At 30.8% G+C, this 19,153-nt stretch carries 15 protein-coding genes; 5 read left to right on the forward strand and 10 right to left on the reverse strand.

Annotated elements, in window-relative coordinates:
* Window positions 1-107: 107 nt before the first annotated feature.
* Complete coding sequence (locus Q4528_RS06685; protein WP_046466644.1) at window positions 108-1,142, reverse strand: M42 family metallopeptidase; 1,035 nt, start codon at window positions 1,140-1,142, stop codon at window positions 108-110.
* Window positions 1,143-1,286: 144 nt separating this feature from the next.
* On the opposite strand from Q4528_RS06685, the gene Q4528_RS06690 reads away from it, so the two are divergent.
* Window positions 1,287-2,378: a prephenate dehydrogenase gene (locus Q4528_RS06690; protein WP_046466643.1), complete on the forward strand. Its 1,092-nt coding sequence runs from the start codon at window positions 1,287-1,289 to the stop codon at window positions 2,376-2,378.
* A 101-nt stretch (window positions 2,379-2,479) separates the two neighbouring features.
* Here Q4528_RS06690 and Q4528_RS06695 read toward each other — a convergent pair whose 3' ends face one another.
* Window positions 2,480-3,742 carry a Y-family DNA polymerase gene (locus Q4528_RS06695; protein ID WP_017636417.1) on the reverse strand — a complete coding sequence of 421 codons (1,263 nt, stop codon included), beginning with the start codon at window positions 3,740-3,742 and terminating at the stop codon, window positions 2,480-2,482.
* 150 nt (window positions 3,743-3,892) lie between these two features.
* Here Q4528_RS06695 and thmT point away from each other — a divergent pair, with 150 nt between their 5' ends.
* Window positions 3,893-4,078, forward strand: a complete 186-nt coding sequence (gene thmT / locus Q4528_RS06700; protein WP_017636418.1) for a 2-hydroxymuconate tautomerase — start codon at window positions 3,893-3,895, stop codon at window positions 4,076-4,078.
* A 56-nt stretch (window positions 4,079-4,134) separates the two neighbouring features.
* On the opposite strand, the gene Q4528_RS06705 is transcribed toward thmT, so the two are convergent.
* On the reverse strand, window positions 4,135-5,139 hold the full coding sequence (locus tag Q4528_RS06705) for an LCP family protein (RefSeq protein WP_017636419.1): 1,005 nt from the start codon (window positions 5,137-5,139) through the stop codon (window positions 4,135-4,137).
* Window positions 5,140-5,275: 136 nt separating this feature from the next.
* Here Q4528_RS06705 and msrA point away from each other — a divergent pair, with 136 nt between their 5' ends.
* A complete protein-coding gene (gene msrA / locus Q4528_RS06710) occupies window positions 5,276-5,782 on the forward strand; it encodes a peptide-methionine (S)-S-oxide reductase MsrA (protein WP_303521015.1) in 507 nt (168 codons plus the stop codon).
* Between the two features lie 83 nt (window positions 5,783-5,865).
* On the opposite strand, the gene mprF is transcribed toward msrA, so the two are convergent.
* The 6 genes from mprF to parE all read right to left on the reverse strand — a co-directional run bounded on the left by mprF (window position 5,866) and on the right by parE (window position 17,154).
* Window positions 5,866-8,388 carry a bifunctional lysylphosphatidylglycerol flippase/synthetase MprF gene (mprF, locus tag Q4528_RS06715; RefSeq protein WP_046466642.1) on the reverse strand — a complete coding sequence of 841 codons (2,523 nt, stop codon included), beginning with the start codon at window positions 8,386-8,388 and terminating at the stop codon, window positions 5,866-5,868.
* A 261-nt stretch (window positions 8,389-8,649) separates the two neighbouring features.
* The gene (locus tag Q4528_RS06720) at window positions 8,650-9,858 is read right to left on the reverse strand and encodes an AI-2E family transporter (protein ID WP_303521128.1); all 1,209 of its coding nucleotides are present in this window, start codon (window positions 9,856-9,858) and stop codon (window positions 8,650-8,652) included.
* Between the two features lie 175 nt (window positions 9,859-10,033).
* A complete protein-coding gene (gene glcT / locus Q4528_RS06725; protein ID WP_017638431.1) occupies window positions 10,034-10,882 on the reverse strand; it encodes a glucose PTS transporter transcription antiterminator GlcT in 849 nt (282 codons plus the stop codon).
* Between the two features lie 205 nt (window positions 10,883-11,087).
* The gene (alsT, locus tag Q4528_RS06730; protein WP_046466641.1) at window positions 11,088-12,554 is read right to left on the reverse strand and encodes a glutamine transporter AlsT; all 1,467 of its coding nucleotides are present in this window, start codon (window positions 12,552-12,554) and stop codon (window positions 11,088-11,090) included.
* A 203-nt stretch (window positions 12,555-12,757) separates the two neighbouring features.
* On the reverse strand, window positions 12,758-15,163 hold the full coding sequence (parC, locus tag Q4528_RS06735) for a DNA topoisomerase IV subunit A (RefSeq protein WP_303521021.1): 2,406 nt from the start codon (window positions 15,161-15,163) through the stop codon (window positions 12,758-12,760).
* Window positions 15,160-17,154, reverse strand: a complete 1,995-nt coding sequence (parE, locus tag Q4528_RS06740; RefSeq protein ID WP_070451427.1) for a DNA topoisomerase IV subunit B — start codon at window positions 17,152-17,154, stop codon at window positions 15,160-15,162. The genes parC and parE overlap by 4 nt, the downstream gene beginning before the upstream one ends.
* A 208-nt stretch (window positions 17,155-17,362) precedes the next feature.
* On the opposite strand from parE, the gene plsY reads away from it, so the two are divergent.
* Window positions 17,363-17,971: a glycerol-3-phosphate 1-O-acyltransferase PlsY gene (plsY, locus tag Q4528_RS06745; protein ID WP_017638427.1), complete on the forward strand. Its 609-nt coding sequence runs from the start codon at window positions 17,363-17,365 to the stop codon at window positions 17,969-17,971.
* Between the two features lie 283 nt (window positions 17,972-18,254).
* Window positions 18,255-18,551 (forward strand): HesB/YadR/YfhF family protein, encoded by a 297-nt coding sequence (locus Q4528_RS06750; RefSeq protein WP_017638426.1) that lies wholly within the window; start codon window positions 18,255-18,257, stop codon window positions 18,549-18,551.
* 72 nt (window positions 18,552-18,623) lie between these two features.
* Here the strand turns inward: Q4528_RS06750 and menI are convergent, their stop codons facing one another.
* Window positions 18,624-19,091 carry a 1,4-dihydroxy-2-naphthoyl-CoA hydrolase MenI gene (gene menI / locus Q4528_RS06755; RefSeq protein ID WP_017638425.1) on the reverse strand — a complete coding sequence of 156 codons (468 nt, stop codon included), beginning with the start codon at window positions 19,089-19,091 and terminating at the stop codon, window positions 18,624-18,626.
* Window positions 19,092-19,153 lie beyond the last annotated feature (62 nt).

Consider the following 19,153-nt stretch of genomic DNA (forward strand, 5'->3'; position numbering starts at 1 on the left):
ATTTGCTACAAATCATATTCGCTACTTTATCTTCCGAATTGTTTAACAATTCTAATTATTTAGTATAATACATTCCACTTGAATATTTGTCAACGTAAAATCAAAATTTATTTTGAAATTTGTGACATACAATACGCATACAAAAGATTTTGTGTTGCTTCAATAGATTCAATATGTGTTCTTTCTAATGCATGTGAAGATTCTATTCCAGCTCCAAATAACCCATGGCGAATATCAGCTCCTGCTTTCAGTGCTGTTGTAGCATCAGAAGTATAATAAGGATAAATATCTACTTTATATGGTATGGCATTTAATTTGCATAATTGTACTAATTGAGATCTCAATCCTTTATGGTATGGGCCAGAGCTATCTTTTGCACATATTGAAACTGTATATTCATCAGATGATTGTCCATCACCTAAAGCGCCCATATCTAACGCAATAAAATCCACAATGTTATTTGAAAGTGACGCATTTGCACCATAGCCAATTTCTTCATTATTAGAAATATAAAACTGTGTAGTATGAGGTAAATTAATATTATCTTGCTTAATTTTTTTCAATAACTCAATAATCATTGCTACACTTGCTTTATCATCAAGATGGCGTGACTTAATGAAACCAGATGTTGTAATTTGTGTTCTAGGATCAAAGCTAACAAAGTCCCCTACTTCAATACCTAAATCTTTAGTTTCTTGAACTGAATTTGTCTTTTCATCTATTCTTATTTCCATATGTTCTAAATCTCTCGGTATTTCATGATTATCTTTATATACGTGTACACTCGTTTCGTGTAAACATATCGTTCCTGTATAGACATCACCAGATTCTGTTTGGATTTCACAATATTCGCCTTCTATAGCATTAAAATGAAATCCTCCAATTAAATCTATAGCTAATCTTCCATTCTCTTTTATTTCTTTAACCATTGCACCTAATGTATCAACATGAGCTGTAATACATCGCTGTTGACTTTGATTGTCTCCATCTACTGTTATAATCAAAGCACCTTTGTTAGTGAGTTCGGTTTGATAACCTAAATCTTCTGCTATATCCTTTACAAAATTTATTGCTTTTTCAGCATTACCTGATGGACTATTAATTTCTGTTAATGTCTTTATAGTTTGTAAAATATTATTCATCTTATTTACCCTTTCCTGCATAATATGTTTAGTTTCAGTTTAGACTATTTAACTAATATATTCTAATATATATTTCTATTGATTCCGTTGCTCTCGTCTTTTACAATATTAGTATTCTGAAAATTTCGAAATAGGTGGTCATTCATGAAAAACATATTATTCGTAGGACTTGGTTTGATTGGTGGGAGTTTAGCAAGTAATTTAAAATATTATCATCAAGACATTACTATTACAGCTTTCGATGCAGACGAATCACAGTTAGATAAAGCACTATCAATTGGTATTATCGATAACAAAGCTATTCATTATACCCAAGCTGTTGAAAATGCTGATATGATCATTTATGCTACCCCTGTTGAACAAACTGTCTACTATCTTAAACATTTAACTAAATTAAATACTAAACCCCATTTAATTGTTACAGATACTGGTAGTACTAAATCAACAATTCAATCTTTTGAAAATGAGTTGTTAGAACATGATATCCATCTAGTTGGTGGTCATCCAATGGCTGGTAGTCATAAATCTGGCGTATTAAATGCAAAAAAACATCTTTTCGAAAATGCCTATTATTTACTTGTCTTTAATCAAAAGGCAAATAAAAAAGCTGCTGAGAAAATCCAAGAATTATTAAAATCAACGTTAGCTAAATTTATATTCACTGACGCTAATGAGCATGACTTTGTTACTGGTATTGTTAGTCACGTCCCACATATAGTCGCGTCCAGTCTAGTTCACTTAAGTGCCGACCACGTAGAAAAACATCATTTAGTACAACAATTAGCTGCAGGAGGCTTCCGTGACATAACTCGAATTGCTAGTAGTAATGCAGAGATGTGGAAAGATATCACATTAAATAATAAAACTTTCATTCTAGATATTTTAGAAGATTTACAAAATCAAATTAGTTCTGTTATGACAATGATTTCATCTTCAAAATCTGAAGATATTTATCAATTTTTTGCTAATGCTAAAGATTACAGAGATCAACTACCCGCTAAACAACGAGGTGCACTATCTATTGCGTATGATCTATTTGTTGATATTCCGGATAAACCGGGTATGATTAGCAAAGTTACTCACATTCTAGGTTTACATAATATTTCTATAAGCAACCTTAAAATTTTAGAAGTCCGTGAAGATATTTATGGTGCCTTACAAATTAGTTTTAAAACTCCTGAAGATCGGGAAAGTGGTATTCAAGCACTAAGTCAATTTGATACTTATATTGAGTAATATTCATGATTCAATGATTTTAACCTGAGACTTTAATTAATACGTCTCAGGTTAAAATATGCTTATTACGTTTTAAAAATAATATTTCTATTAGCGTTTTATTACATTTTATGACCTGCCATAAGTCCTAGTCGTCCATGTTTCGTACCAGCTTCTGTATACGATGTTGCCTTGGAAACAATACCTTTTCCATATTTCAAATGTAAATGGTCAATCGTTTTTGCTAATTTTTCGTCTCGTTTCCGTTCATATTCGTCAATAAACAAGTTCATTTGTCTTTCATTTTCATTTATAAATTGAGTTAGTGACACACTTAATGTCCGGTATAATGCTTGTTTATCACACAATTTGTTCGCAAAATAGTTAACTACTTTGAAAATATCTTTTTCTAAATTAGTTCCTTCTTCCAAGGTATATTGCTTATGTACGCCACCTTCATCACTATAACCAAATGAGAAGTGTATGGTACGTGCCAATTGTTTTCTTGCTCGAACCCTACTTGCTACATCCTCAATTAACTCTTGCATAACAACTTTGGCTTCTTCAAATTCATAATCTCTCATCAATATCTGACTTTTACATATTGATGGATTATTGACTTTATATTTTTCTCTCATTTTACTTTGATCAATACCATTAGCATGAAGATGCATATCCACACCTAATATCCCAAAATCCCTTTTTAAATATTGATACGGATATTGAGCTAAATCACCTATAGTAAAAATTCCTCTTTTATTTAATTTAGCTTCTGTCTTTCTATTTATTCCCCAAAATTCTCTTAATGGTTGAATTGGCCATAACTTTTCAGGTACATGCTGATAACGCCATTCAGCAATACCGTTTTTTGTATGCTTGGCTTCAATATCCATTGCTACCTTACTTAGTAACATATTGGAACCTATACCAATAGTACATCTAATACCTGTTTCTTCATGAATTTCTTTCTGTAACCTTTCGCAAAATGCTTCAACAGTTGAATTAAATCTATGATAACTATCAGTCACATCCATAAAAAATTCGTCAATACTATACTGATGTAAATCTTCTGGTGGCACATAACGTAAAGCAATCTTAGATATAGTTACTGAAACATTAAGATACTTTCGCATACTTGGATTAATAATATATATATCGTTGCGATGTGGTATTTCAAATAACCTTGATCCCGTTTTAACACCTAATTCTTTAAGTTTAGGTGTCGCAGCTAATACGACTGAGCCTTGTCTTTTAGTATCAGCAACTACTGCTAATTTTGTTGTTAAGGGATCCAATCCCTTTTCTATACATGACACACTTGCGAAAAAGCTCTTTTGATCAATACATAGTACATCTCTATCTTCTAATAAATGATAGTCATACATCATTACCCCTCCCTAATACATTTTCATTATATACGAACAAATGTTCTTATTCAAGTATATAACGAACAAATGTTCTAAAAGGAAAATGTTTTTTTATTAACTATTCATGCTATACTAAGAGTGTAATAAATATCATTGGAGGAATGACATATGCCAATCGTAAACGTTAAATTATTAGAAGGTCGTTCAGATGAACAACTTAAAGACTTAGTTACAGAAGTAACATCAGCGGTAGAAAGAACAACAGGTGCTAATAGAGAGGCTATCCATGTAGTCATTGAAGAAATGAAGAAAAATCATTATGGTGTTGCAGGAGTTAGAAAATCAGATCAATAAGTTGATAAATAAAATAAAGCCACGCACTTAACAACTTGTGCGTGGCTTTATTCGTATTATTTTTTATCATTTTTGTCATCAAAAAAGTCTTGAATTGCTTTTTTGTTTTTTGCTTTATCAATTTGCAATGCACTACCATCGTTATTAGTAGTAATATCTTGATAAGAATTTTTAATAGGAACAGTTAATGAATCAACATTTTTGTCTCCTCGAATACCAAAGCTTATTCCAGTTTGGAACATAGCTGAATCAGGCATATCTGTATTCACATATCCTCGAAGAATACCAGCTACTTTAGGTAGCTTAGCAACTGTACCAAAATTCACTAATTCAGATTTAAGTGTTTGCATCACCTGTTGCTGACGACGTACACGTCCGAAATCGCCTTCTGCATCATGACGAAATCTTGCGTAACCAAGTAACTCTTTACCATTTAAACGATGATGACCTTTTTTCAATGATACTCCAATATTTTCAGACATATCTTTTTCTACATCTATAGGAACACCATTAGGTTCTAATTCATCTATCATTTTTTCAAAACCAGTAAAATCAACCACTGCGTAATATTCAGGATTAATTCCTAAATTTTTATTTAATGTTTTTCTTAGTAATTCTGGACCACCAAGAGAATAAGCAGCATTAATTTTATATTTATCATATCCAGGTATGTCTGCATATATATCACGCATGACTGACATCATTTTCATTTTTTTATGAATGTAATCATATTGTACAACCATAATGGAGTCTGTACGTGATTTACCACCCTGAGCTTTATCTGCGCCTAAAACCAATACAGAAATTTTACCGTCGTTTTTCACTGGACCGTTAAATTGATGTACTTTAATGTCTTTAGCATGCTTTTCAGCATACTTCACACCACTATTATATCCATGAACAATATAAGCAATAATAATGATGAAGATAATTAAAATTAATAAAATAATAAAAGGTAATTTGCGCACTCTTTTTTTCTTTCGTCGCCTAGAAGGTGTAGTTGATGTACCTGCTTGTCGTTTATACTCAGTTTCTTCTCTGTTATCCTTCTCGTCTCTCATATTTACCTACCTTATACCTTTAAAATTATAATACTATCATCTATAATTAATATGTATTAACGTTATAGAAAAAGTATTCAAAAAGCAAGGGTTTTTTTAATAAATGGTACTAAGGTCCAATGAAAGGGTGTCATAAATGAATATAAATACTGCATATTTTGCGGGTGGGTGCTTTTGGTGTATGACGAAACCTTTTGATACATTTGATGGAATAGAAAAAGTTACATCAGGATATATGGGTGGAGACATTGCTAATCCTACATACGAGCAGGTTAAAAGTGGCACTACTGGACACTATGAAACTGTAAAAGTAGAATATGATGTCGCATTATTCTCATACAATAAATTATTAGAAATCTTTTTTTCTGTAATTGATCCTTTAGATGATGAAGGACAATTTCAAGATAGAGGTTCTCAATATCAAACGGCGATTTTCTATTCCAATGAACATCAAAAGAAACTAGCCGAAGACTATATCAAGTCAATGCAAAATACAATCAACGCTGATAAAGCGATTGCTACTAAAATTTTACCTGCAACGACGTTTTATGAAGCAGAAGCATATCATCAAGATTTTTATAAGAAACAACCTGAAAGATATGCTAAAGAAGAACAAGATCGTAAAAATTATAAAAAAGACTAACTGTTAATTCAGAGAAAGTTGTATAAACATACAAAAATAGCGATTGATGAAATCATTTATTTTCATCAATCGCTTTTATTATATTATTTGTGACGTATAACTCTCATTACTTTAATCATAGATTGCCATAACGAGGCATCTTTTCTATAAACTAAAAATCTTGGCTCCCATTGTGGACCATACTTTTCTTTATAACGTCTTAAACCTTGGAAACGATATAGTCCATTAAAATGTTCAAATACTCTTCCTGCTAATCGTTCTCTAAGATATGAATAATGTAGTTGTCCTACATTAGATAGCGTCGCCATACCTAAGTTAAATGATTGATATCCTTTTTCTTTACTCCACGATAGCATGTGTAAATACAATCCATCCATTAATGGTAAATCTAATTCCGGCAACCAACGAATTAAATCAACCGAAATAGCATCATTAAAATATGTTGGCATTAGAGTACAGAACGCTATAATTTTTCCTTCTTCATTTCGCATAATACCAATCGGCGCTTTAGATAAATAATCTTCACTAAATTGACCTACTGAAAAATGCATTTCACTTCTACCTTCTAACCATTGATCACTCACATTTTTTAATGTTTCGAACATATCTTGTGAAAATGGCGGCTCAATTATTTCAAATTTGATATTTAAATCTTCAAATTTATTTAAAGTTGCTCTAAAACCACGACGCTTTTTACCAGAAGTAGTAAATGTAGTTAAATCAATAATCGCTTCTTCACCAAGTTTAAAGAATTGATTACCAAAATTATGATAAAGTGGCATGAATCTATCACTTACTTGATAAAAAATAATATCATAGCCATAATATTCAGCGTATTCATAAAATGCTTCTAATAAAGATTCGAACGATGCAGTATCCCCAACTGGATCACCTAATACTACTAAAGCATTAGATTTATATCGATACATCAAAAAGGCTGATTCGTTTTCATGAATAAAATAATTTTTATCTCCACTATAAATAAGATGCGTTAAATAATTACCACCATATTGTTGAATAATTTGTTCACAAACAGCTAAATTTTTATTTTGACTTGATTTAATAAATCGATAATCAAATAGCCATGCAATAAGTGCAACAATAATAGTAATTAGAGCTATCGTTATCCAGAAATAATATCTAAGCACTGTCGTATCTACTTCAATATTATAAACATCGAGTGCATATAACGTGCTAGAGATAATAACATGATTAATATAAAGTACGATGATACTTATTAATATAAATAAGAAGGCATTTTTTAATCTTAATGGTCTCTTAAGCACTTTTGATTGACGATAAGCAATAAACAAGAGTACTAACATAACCAAAAGCCATGTTAAAAGTATGAATGACGCATACGTATAAACTGTTGCTGCAAAAATTAATAAAATCGAAATAATCGCAAAAATAATTGCACGTCGACTTTGCTTAAATATTCCTTTTACATTTAACATTAATAATAAACAAGCACTTGTATGAATAGATAATGTTAAATAGTAAGCCAAATGATTATCGTCATATAATCCGTCATATATGATTGTTAAATTATTAATAAAGAAAATAACACTTGTTAAAAATACTAAAATCGCTAATGAAAAAGATGGAATTTTAGATAAAATATCCTTTTGATATGACATTAAAAATGACGTAACATCTTTTGCAGGAACAAAATATTTAGATTCTTCGATATATTTTCTAGCTGTATTACCAAATTCAAATGTAGATAATACTAATGCAATGGCTACAGGTACGAAATAATAAGCAAAACGATATAGTAATAAAGCTAATAAAATGTTTTCCTCATTTATACCAAGTGATTTAAGACCGAGTAGTACTACTAAATCAAATGCACCAAAGCCTCCTGGAATAAAACTAACTAATCCAGACAATGCTGCAATAATGAAAATACCAATAAAATTCATAAAGGAAATATCAATACCTACAATTAATGCAGAAAAATATAAAACAACTGCAGCAGCTAACCATTCAACACAAGAAACTAACGTACAATATACGCCCATATATCGGTTATTTGTATCCGCAGGTTTCACAATCGTATAAATAATAAATACTGGTAAAAATAAAGCAACAATATATAAAACCCAACGTACCCATGATATTTTATCTAACATATCAGATGCGTTAAACACATGAAGAACAACTAAAATCGATAACAAGCTCAAACCTGTTAACATCGAAATGAGTATGATAGATATATAGTGAACGAGTTTCTTATTATCTTGGGTATAATTTTTATAAATAAATGCTCTTAAACCTGCTCCAATAAACCCACCAAAGCCTACAATGGCATTTAAAGCATTAATAATATAACTCACTCTTAATACTTTTATTAAAGGAATTTTTAACTTAAGTGATTTAACAAGAATGACATCATATAAAGATAAAATTAATAAAGACGCTCCCCCGCTAATAAACAATAATACAATCCATAAACGATTGATTTTACCAAATTGCATTAAAGTATTTTTGAAATTAATGGAAGATAATTCTCGATATAACGTGAAAACTACAAACGTAAATAGTGCAGCAGCAAACACAAATTTTAATATAGATAATAATTTACTTTTATTTTCCTGGGTCATTTTTTCACTTCAATTCTATTTAATTCTTCTATCTAGAAAAATATATCATAAGAATAAGATAAATAGAATATAAATAAAGTCAATTATGCATAACATTATTGTCATACTCAATGTAAGGTGCAAATCTTTTGTAGATAAAAGGATTGTACTTCTTTAAAAACAAAAAAGGATATCTTAGAAATTAAGTATCCATATGCCACAAATTGATGGCATAAAAGCTACTTGAAATAATTTCTAAAGATATCCTTGTACAAAGATAGATTATTCTTGTTCTTTATTTAACTTATAATTTCCTGCATCTTCTCCATAATATCTATTATATCTACGCTTGAATAATAAGAATATATGAGAAACTAAAACTTTCAACACTGCATAACCAGGAATACCTAATATAACCCCGACTATACCTAACAAATTACCTGCACTTAGTAAGATAAAGATAATTGTTAGCGGGTGAATTTGTAATGTTTTACCCATGATATTTGGAGAAATGAAGTGTCCTTCAAAGAATTGAACTAAAGTCCATACAATCGCTAATTTGAGTAACATTATTGGAGACGTAATTAAAGCAATAATGATAGCTGGTGAAATCGCTATTGTAGGTCCTAAATAAGGTACCACACTTGTTACAGCAGCTATACAAGCTAATATTAAACTATATTTCAATCCAATAATAGAATAACCAATAAATAGTAAAACACCTATACAGAATGACACAATGATTTGTCCTTGTATGTAAGAACCTACTTGAACACTCATTTTTTCAAGTAAATCATGAAAATCTTTTCTAAATTTAGGTGGCATAATATTAGTAGTGAAATCTTTGAACTTATGACCATCTTTTAACATAAAGAATAAAACAAATGGTGTAGTCACAATGACTACTCCAACATTAGCTACTGCTTCAACGAATGATGCTAATTTTGAACCAAAGCCATCAAAATAATCTGAAAGCATAGATGGTATCTTTTTAGTTAATGAGTTCAATTGATCATTAATTTGATCATAATAACCAGCAAAAATTGAATTACTTGTTACTTTATTAATTGTATTAGTTAACTTTTTAAAATATTGAGGAGAGTTATTAATGAAACTTCCTAATTGTGAACTAATTAGAGGAATTAATAAATTAACAATCAACACGATTATGCCTACAATCGCAACATAAATAATCAAAACCCCTACTAATCTTGGAATTCGATAACGTTCCATCAAATTAACAAGAGGGTTAAATAAATAAAATATAATCAATGAAACTATAATTGGTGCAGCAATAGTATTGAATACTATAATAAATGGTTGAAACACGTATGATACTTTATCAAAGATAAATATAACTATCCCTAAAAGCACAAGTGCTAACAAAGCATAAATTAAATCATTGCCGCCTAAAAATTTCATGAATCTTGTTTCAGACATACTGAAAATCGTTTTAAACTTTCTAGATGTCTTCTTTTCGGAAGATTTCATTTCATTCGACATTCGACATCACCATACTTTCATGTTACCTCGCTTTATAAAAATCATAAAAATGAGTTACTAAAAATTTCTAACACTAATCATAACATAATTTTACAAAACTAAGGAATATTAAAAACTAGTCTATATAAAAATTAAAAGTACTTATGAGAGCGCATAAGTACTTTTAATCCAACTTCATTTGGGCTTCAAAATGATGGATATGTAATGTTAAATAAATGATTTCAACATCATTAACAGTAATATCAAATTCCATCTGAATCATTTTTAATATTTTAAAAGCTGTAGAATAGCAACTAGGATATTGATTTTTAACCATATCAACAAAATCATTTTGAGCATGTAATGTTTCATTATTTCTTAAACGACGAATGAGAAATTGTACATGTCTAATAAAACGTTGATATTGTATTGAGGATTGATCAACTTGATGTTGTAAATCCGTTTCAATAATAGTGATACTTTTATTGATTAATTGATTAATTAACGCCATTTCTCTCATAGATAATTCTTCAGAGTTCGAAGCAATATGTAATGCGATAAAACCAATTTCATCTTCTGGAAAATCAACATCTAACTGTTCATTTAGTCTATCAATTACTTTTTCAGCTATTTGATAAGCATCTCGATATAAGTATTTTGTTTCCATGGCAAAAGGGTTGCTAATTATTTGATTTTGTTTTAAACGTTTATACGCAAAAATAATATGATCTGTTAGCGCAACAACTAGATTTTCATCATTAACATCTAGAGTCGTATTTGTAATTAAATTAACAGCTTCAATCACTGCTTGTAGAACATGGTCATCAGCCATCTCAACTAATGTCTTATAGTGTTCTTTATGCTTATCTAGATCAAGTTTATAAACTTTTTCAATGGAAGCTGATTCATCTAACGTATAGCCTTGCTTTTTATTAAAACCTATACCTTTTCCAATTAAAACAACTTCCTGGTTTTTATTCGTGCATATGATAACGTTATTATTGAGAATTTTACTAATTTTATACTTCCCCATCATTATCACCTTTCTTACTCTATTATTAAAATTATAAGGCTTAATGATATAAATGAAAAGAAAATAACTTATTAAATACTTTCATGAGTAAAATTAATTTTTAGTATATTAAACAATTTTCTACCTCTTTATAATAAATAATAGATATAATTATAAATTTCAAATTAAAAAGCTTGAGTATCCTTACGACACTCAAGCTAATCATTTATTTTAAATCTTTATTTGATTTGTTTGCATTAATTCCCCAAGATTCAATACCAAATAAATTAATTTCAAGATTCTCTGGTTTGAATACAGGCTTTTTACCTGCTTTACGTTGTACTTGGTAATCTTTCATTACTGCAAATGCAATATTGGAAAGTCCAATAATGGAGACAATATTCACTATGGCCATTAAGCCCATGAATAAATCGGCTGTACTCCAAACTGTTTCAGTTTTAGCAACCGCACCAATAAATACAAGCACAACTACTAAACATCTAAAGATGAAAATAATTGTTTTGTTATTAGATAAATACTCAATGTTAGATTGTCCATAATAGTAGTTACCTACAACTGAAGAAAATGCGAATAATGTTATTGCCACTGTTAAGAAAATACCACCAGCTGAACCTAAATGTTCATTTAAAGCTGATTGAGTAACTGCAACACCTTGAGGAGCGTTTTCTCCAAATTTTAAACCTGAATATAATAAAATCATTATTGCTGTAGCTGTACATACTAGCATTGTATCAAAGAAAACACCTAATGATTGAATTAAACCTTGTTTTACTGGATGAGGGACTGCTGCTGTTGCAGCTGCGTTAGGTGCTGAACCCATACCTGCTTCGTTTGAGAATAAACCACGTTTAATCCCTTGTAAAATAGCAGCACCAACTGCACCACCAGTTACTTGTTCAAAACCAAAAGCACTTTTAATAATTGTACCAATCATTGGAACAATTTGGTCTAAGTTTAATAACAAGATAACTAAAACCATACAAATATATATGATAGCCATAATTGGAACAATTAATGATGATAAAGTAGCAATACTTCTAACCCCACCAAAAATAATAATGGCTGTTACAACTGCTAATACTATTCCTGTAATCACTGGACTAATATGATATTGAGTATTTAATGATTCCGCAATCGTATTAGATTGCACTGTATTAAATACAAATGCGAAGGTAACTGTAATTAATATCGCAAACACAATACCAAGCCATTTTTGGTTTAAACCTTTAGTTATGTAATAAGCTGGTCCACCACGGAAACCACCATCTTTATCATGAACTTTATAAACCTGAGCCAAAGTAGCTTCCATAAAAGCACTTGCCGCACCTATAAATGCAATAATCCACATCCAAAATACCGCACCAGGACCACCAAGTACAATTGCTGTAGCAACACCGGCAATATTTCCAGTACCTACTCTTGAACCTGCACTAATCGCAAATGCTTGGAACGGTGAAATACCTTTTTTACCACTTTCTAATGTTTCTGGTTTCTCGACCAACGCTCTAAACATTTCTGGTAACATTCGTAGTTGTACAAACTTAGAACTGATAGTGAAAAAGAATCCTGCTGTAAGTAACAATCCAATTAGATACTGAGACCAAATTAAGTCGTTACCTACTTGTACAAAATCTTTAAACCAACCAGGAATTAAACTATCAAAATCTTTCAAATAAATCCCTCTCATCTATAAATAAAATTCATATCTTAAAAATATCAAGAGATTCATATTGGCATATGAAAGTCTAATTAAGCAATGTATCAAATAACAAATACTAAAATAGACAGTTCAATTGAGAATATAAACCTCTTGAATGATTTAATTGTGATTATTATATTTTATTTTATCATCTTATGCATGTGTTGCATATACTTTTATTGTAAGTACATTCCTTCAACTTCTCCGAAATCATCTACATCTACTATAAATGAACCATTAGTATATTGTTCTGATTTATGAACTGAAGCGATATCATTAGTTTCTTGGTCTTTAGCTGAATATAAAGTAAATGTTGTATTGTCAGAACGAACAACATCTGCTGCCACGATACGATGTGGTGCTTTTTTCAATTCTTTAAGTAAGGTAATACCTCGTTGCGCTCGTTTCGCTTCTTGTAATACTTTAAATCCAATATGTTTAACAGCACCACGTTGTGTAGCCATAAGGATAGATTCTTTATTAGTGATTGTTTGCGTCATAATAACGTAGTCTTCATCTTTTAAGTTAATAGATTTCACACCAGCCGCACGTAAGCCTGTATCAGATAATTCATTTGTAGAGTAAGTTAATGACATTCCTTTATGTGTAATAACAGTAATGAGTTGATCTTCTTCAACACGTAATACATTAATTACCTCATCTTGATCTTTTACTTTCATGGCAATTAATGGTTTATTATATCGTGTTGTTTTAAACAACGGAACAGTACTTTTCTTAATCATACCGTTACGAGTAGCCATAATATAGAATGCTTGTTGTTCTTTGAAGTCTTTTTCATTAAATACGTCAATAACTTGTTCATCTTCATCAATAGAAACAATTTGAGATACGTGTTGACCTAATTCTTTCCATCGGATATCAGCTAGTTTATGAACTGGAATAAACAAGTATCTACCTTTATTCGTAAATACAAGTGCTGTATCTTGTGTATTTACATCAAGGTATTTTAATAAACTATCGCCATCTTTCAAACCGACTTCAGAAACGCCGCTAGCATTAAAGCTACGTGTAGATGTACGTTTAATATAACCATGTCTAGTTAAACTTAATACTACATCTTCACTAGGCACCATCACTTCTTTATCAATTTTAATTTCAGAAATTTCCGCTTCAATTGTTGATAAACGATCCGTTTTAAAATTCTTTCTAATTTCTGTTAATTCATTTTTGATAACGTTCAATAATGCATCGTGATCATCTAAAATATGACGTAAATCTTTAATTAAATTAGATAACTCATCGTGCTCTTGTTCTAAAGCAACGATATCTGTGTTAGTTAAACGATAAAGTTGTAACATAACGATGGCTTCTGCCTGAGCTTCAGTAAAGTCATATTCAGCAACTAAATTATCTTTAGCATCTTTTTTATTTTTAGAATTACGAATTAAGGCAATCACTTCATCTAAAATAGATAAAGCTTTCATTAAACCTTCAACGATATGCATACGTTTTTCAGCATGTTCTAAATCAAACTTAGTTCTGTTAGCCACGACTTCTATTTGATGGTTAATATAACTATCAATGATTTGTTTAATACCCATTAATTTAGGTCTACCATCACTGATTGCAACCATATTAAAGTTATAAGATATTTGAAGGTCTGAATTTTTGAATAGGAAATTTTTAATTGCTTCACTATTCACGTCTTTTTTAAGTTCTATTGCAATACGTAAACCAGTTCTATCAGTCTCATCTCTAACTTCAACAATACCATCAACTTTTTTATCAGCACGTAATTCATCAATACGTTTAACGAGATTACTTTTATTCACCTCATATGGTATTTCAGTCACGATAAGTTCTTTACGTCCATTACGTAATGTTTCTTCATCTACTTTGGAACGTACAACAACTTTACCTTTACCAGTTTCGTATGCTTTTTTAATACCATCAATACCTTGAATAATACCACCAGTTGGGAAGTCTGGACCCTTCATGTATTTCATCAATTGACTCACTGTAATATCAGGATTATCAATATATTTTAATGTTGCTTGAATCACTTCACCTAAATTATGTGGTGGAATATCAGTAGCATAACCTGCTGAAATACCTGTAGAACCGTTAATTAATAAATTAGGAAATCTTGCAGGTAATACCATAGGTTCAAGTGTTGTATCATCATAGTTTGGTATAAAAGAAACTGTTTCTTTATTAATATCTCTTAATAGTTCTTCAGATAATTGACTTAATTTTGCTTCTGTATAACGCATTGCTGCAGGAGGGTCATTATCGATACTACCGTTATTACCATGCATTTCTATTAAAACATGTCTTAATTTCCAATCTTGGCTTAAACGAACCATGGCATCATATACTGAAGAATCACCATGAGGATGATACTGTCCGATGACATCCCCGACAGTTTTGGCACTTTTACGGAAATTTTTATCGAATGTATTACCACTTGAATACATCGCATATAAAATACGACGCTGTACTGGTTTTAGTCCGTCTCGAACATCAGGCAAAGCACGTTCCTGGATAATATATTTACTATATCTTCCAAAACGGTCTCCAATTACATCTTCAAGTGATAGATCTTGAATTATCTCACTCAAATCGTTTCATCCTCCTCATAGTTTTCACTTTCTAATATCTGAACTTCTGTATTATCTAAAATGCTTGAATCTTCCTGCATACCAAACTCAACATGACTTTCAATCCATTCTCTACGTGGTGCTACTTTATCACCCATTAACGTTGTAACACGTTTTGAAGAACGCACTTCATCTTCAACTTGAACACGTATTAAAGTACGAGTATCAGGATTCATAGTTGTTTCCCATAATTGTTCAGGATTCATTTCACCTAAACCTTTATATCTTTGTAATGTGAAACCTTTACCAAGTTGCTTTTGTAATTTATCTAATTCATCATCTGTCCAAGCATATTCCACTTTTTTAGATTTACCTTTACCTTTTTCTAATTTGTAAAGTGGTGGTAATGCGATAAATACTCGACCTGCTTGTACTAATGGTTTCATATATTTAAAGAAGAAAGTTAGTAACAGTACTTGAATATGTGCACCATCTGTATCAGCATCGGTCATAATAATAATTCGACTATAATTACTGTCTTCAATTTTAAATTCATTACCGACACCTGCACCTATAGTATGAATAATCGTATTAATTTCTTCGTTTTTGAAAATGTCTTCTAAACGAGCCTTTTCAGTATTAATAACTTTACCTCGTAATGGCAGAATCGCTTGGAACTTACGATCACGTCCAAGTTTAGCTGAACCACCTGCTGAATCACCCTCAACAAGATAAAGTTCATTTTTTTCTGTGTTTTTACTTTGAGCAGGTGTTAATTTACCAGATAAAAGTGTATCTTTTCGTTTATTCTTTTTACCAGAACGTGCATCTTCTCGTGCTTTACGAGCTGCTTCTCTAGCCTGTTGTGCTTTAATTGCTTTTTTAACAAGTGACTTAGATAATTGACCTTTTTCTTCAAGGTAAAATGGTAATTTCTCGGATACAACTGAATCTACAGCACTTCTAGCTTCTGACGTTCCTAATTTAGATTTAGTTTGACCTTCAAACTGTAGTAACTCTTCAGGAATTCTTACAGATACTATAGCTGTTAATCCTTCACGTATGTCATTACCGTCTAAGTTTTTATCTTTTTCTTTTAATTCATTAATGCGTCTAGCGTAATCATTGAACACACGTGTCATCGCTGTTTTAAAACCAACTTCATGTGTACCACCATCTTTAGTACGTACATTATTTACAAAACTTAATATACTTTCTGAATATTGGTCATTATATTGAAATGCAACATCTACTTCTATACCGTTAGATGTTCCTGTAAAAGTCGTAACATCATGAAGTACTTCTTTACCTTCATTGACATAACTTACAAATTCTTTAATCCCTTCTTCATAGTGGTAAAATTCTTCTCTTTCTTTACCACGACGTAAATCGATTAATTTAATCTTTAAGTTCTTTAATAGAAAAGCAGATTCTTGTAATCGCTCACTTAGAACATCAAAATTAAATGATGTTGTTGCTTTGAAAATTTCAGGATCTGGTTTAAATGTAACCTTAGTACCTGTTTTCTTTGTCTTCCCTTCTTTTAGTAAACCTGTTGCTGGCACACCGCCATCTTTAAATCTTTGTTTATAAATATTTCCGTCTCTATGAATCTCAACTTCTAACCATTCACTAAGTGCATTTACTACTGAGGCACCAACACCATGTAATCCACCAGATGTTTTATAGCCACCTTGGCCGAACTTACCTCCAGCATGTAAAATCGTAAAAATAACTTGCACAGTTGGTTTTCCTGATGCATGGATACCAGTAGGCATTCCACGACCGTTATCTTCTATAGAAATACTATCATCTTGGTTAAGGATAACTGTTATTTCATCCCCATAACCATTTAATACTTCATCGACGGAGTTATCGACAACTTCATATACTAGATGATGCAATCCACGTTTATCAGTTGATCCTATATACATCCCCGGTCTTTTTCTAACTGCTTCAAGACCTTCTAAAACTTGAATAGAATCATCTGAATAATGATTTTGTTTATTCATTGCCAATGATTTCGCCCTCCTACAAACGTACGTTCGTTTTTAAAACTATACAATAGTTATTCTTATATAAATCAGAATAAATTGCAAGTGTCATCTTGATAAAACAGTTTATTTTACTGATTATTCATATTCAAAATGTAATTTTTATTGTTCTAATATGAGATGGATATGGTAAAATAGTGCTAAGTTATTAAAGGATGTGTATTTTATGATGATTGTCGTCATGTTAATACTAAGTTATCTTATAGGAGCTTTTCCAAGTGGTTTAGTTATTGGAAAGTTATTCTTTAAAAAGGATATAAGACAATTTGGTAGTGGCAACACTGGAGCAACAAACAGTTTCAGAGTATTAGGAAGACCAGCAGGTTTTGTAGTTACATTCTTAGATATCTTTAAAGGATTCATAACTGTTTTCTTCCCTATATGGTTACCTGTACATGCAGATGGACCTATAAGTACATTCTTTACCCATGGCCTGATCGTAGGATTATTTGCTATTGTGGGTCATGTATATCCAATTTATTTAGGATTCAAAGGTGGTAAAGCTGTTGCAACAAGTGCTGGGGTAGTTTTAGGCGTTAATCCTATTCTTTTATTAATTTTAGCAGTTATTTTCTTCGCTGTATTAAAATTATTTAAATATGTGTCCTTATCAAGCATCATAGCAGCTATTTGTTGTGTTATTGGTTCGCTCATTATTCAGGACTATATATTACTAGCAGTAGGCGCAATCGTTGCCATTATATTAATCATACGTCATAAAACAAATATTGTTAGAATCTTTAAAGGTGAAGAACCTAAGATAACGTGGATGTAAATAAAAAATCTAAAACTTAATAATTAATACAAAGCATTTAGTATGATATATGAAATTTATATCACACTGAGTGCTTTTTATTTTGTTAAATGTTTTGATTTATGATGATGTTATTGGTGAGTTTTATATAGTTTGATATACCTTTAGTCTTTGATAGTGGCTTATAACTCATTAAGTTAAAATAATTATATTAGGATATTAAGCTATGCTATAATTCTACTATCAATAAAATTCACAATTTAACCCCTAAAAAATATGGATAATTAATATGGAGGAACTATTTATGAAAATCGAGCTTACCCAACCAGCAGTTCAGTGGTTTAAAGATGAGTTTGACTTACCTCAAGATGACAAAGTATTACACTTTTTTGTACGTTATGGTGGAGAATTCCAATTAAAACAAGGGTTTAGCCCTGCATTTAATGTTGAAAATAAAGCCGATGTAGAAGTGGCATATGAAGAAGAATTTGACGGACTCACTTTAGTCATCGCTGAGAAAGATTTATGGTATTTTGAAGATGATCATATTGTAGTAGATGCAGTTGATCATGAAGATGAAATTTCTTACAGTAAAAAGTAATTTAAAAACAGCCTAACAATGCCACTAAAGTGAGCAATGTTAGGCTATTTTCATTTTCTGATGCTAATTTAATTACAAATGATCGATACCATTTGTTACTTCTTCATCTATACCTTCTTTATTTAAAGCTTCAACTTTACTATATACTTCGTGCCAATCAGCAAAATAACGATCCAATCTAATAGGTTTAAATGTATCAGCTTTCATACAAATCAATTCAGTGTAACCTGTTGTAGCTAGTTCACCTTGTTCGTTAAATAATTCATAACGATATATTGAACGTAACCTTGAGTACTTTTCTACCCATGTCTTAATCGTTACTTTTTCAGGATAAAAAATAGATTTTTTATATTTAATATTTAAGTCGGTAACTGGAGAAATGATTCCTTGCTTTTCCATATCAGCATAATTAAATCCTAATTTCCCAATATAATCTGTACGGGCAACTTCAAACCATGTTGCGTAATTACCGTGATAAATCACACCCATTTTATCTGTTTCTTGATATCTTGGTTCAATTTCAGTCAAACTATAAATCATTGAATTCCAATCCTTCCTTAACTTATACATTACATATGTATTTTAGCATAAAAAAACTGTGC

The sequence above is a fragment of the Staphylococcus pasteuri genome (assembly GCF_030547725.1).
GTDB classification, from domain to species: Bacteria; Bacillota; Bacilli; order Staphylococcales; family Staphylococcaceae; genus Staphylococcus; species Staphylococcus pasteuri.

What these genes read in the sequence shown, in the direction of transcription:
- menI (WP_017638425.1), bottom strand. Translation starts at nt 19,091, where the DNA reads ATGATTTATAGTTTGACTGAAATTGAACCAAGATATCAAGAAACAGAT.
- glcT (WP_017638431.1), bottom strand. Translation starts at nt 10,882, where the DNA reads ATGGGGAAGTATAAAATTAGTAAAATTCTCAATAATAACGTTATCATA.
- parE (WP_070451427.1), bottom strand. Translation starts at nt 17,154, where the DNA reads ATGAATAAACAAAATCATTATTCAGATGATTCTATTCAAGTTTTAGAA.
- thmT (WP_017636418.1), top strand. Translation starts at nt 3,893, where the DNA reads ATGCCAATCGTAAACGTTAAATTATTAGAAGGTCGTTCAGATGAACAA.
- Q4528_RS06720 (WP_303521128.1), bottom strand. Translation starts at nt 9,858, where the DNA reads ATGAAATCTTCCGAAAAGAAGACATCTAGAAAGTTTAAAACGATTTTC.
- mprF (WP_046466642.1), bottom strand. Translation starts at nt 8,388, where the DNA reads ATGACCCAGGAAAATAAAAGTAAATTATTATCTATATTAAAATTTGTG.
- msrA (WP_303521015.1), top strand. Translation starts at nt 5,276, where the DNA reads ATGAATATAAATACTGCATATTTTGCGGGTGGGTGCTTTTGGTGTATG.
- Q4528_RS06695 (WP_017636417.1), bottom strand. Translation starts at nt 3,742, where the DNA reads ATGTATGACTATCATTTATTAGAAGATAGAGATGTACTATGTATTGAT.
- Q4528_RS06690 (WP_046466643.1), top strand. Translation starts at nt 1,287, where the DNA reads ATGAAAAACATATTATTCGTAGGACTTGGTTTGATTGGTGGGAGTTTA.
- plsY (WP_017638427.1), top strand. Translation starts at nt 17,363, where the DNA reads ATGATGATTGTCGTCATGTTAATACTAAGTTATCTTATAGGAGCTTTT.
- Q4528_RS06750 (WP_017638426.1), top strand. Translation starts at nt 18,255, where the DNA reads ATGAAAATCGAGCTTACCCAACCAGCAGTTCAGTGGTTTAAAGATGAG.
- Q4528_RS06705 (WP_017636419.1), bottom strand. Translation starts at nt 5,139, where the DNA reads ATGAGAGACGAGAAGGATAACAGAGAAGAAACTGAGTATAAACGACAA.
- Q4528_RS06685 (WP_046466644.1), bottom strand. Translation starts at nt 1,142, where the DNA reads ATGAATAATATTTTACAAACTATAAAGACATTAACAGAAATTAATAGT.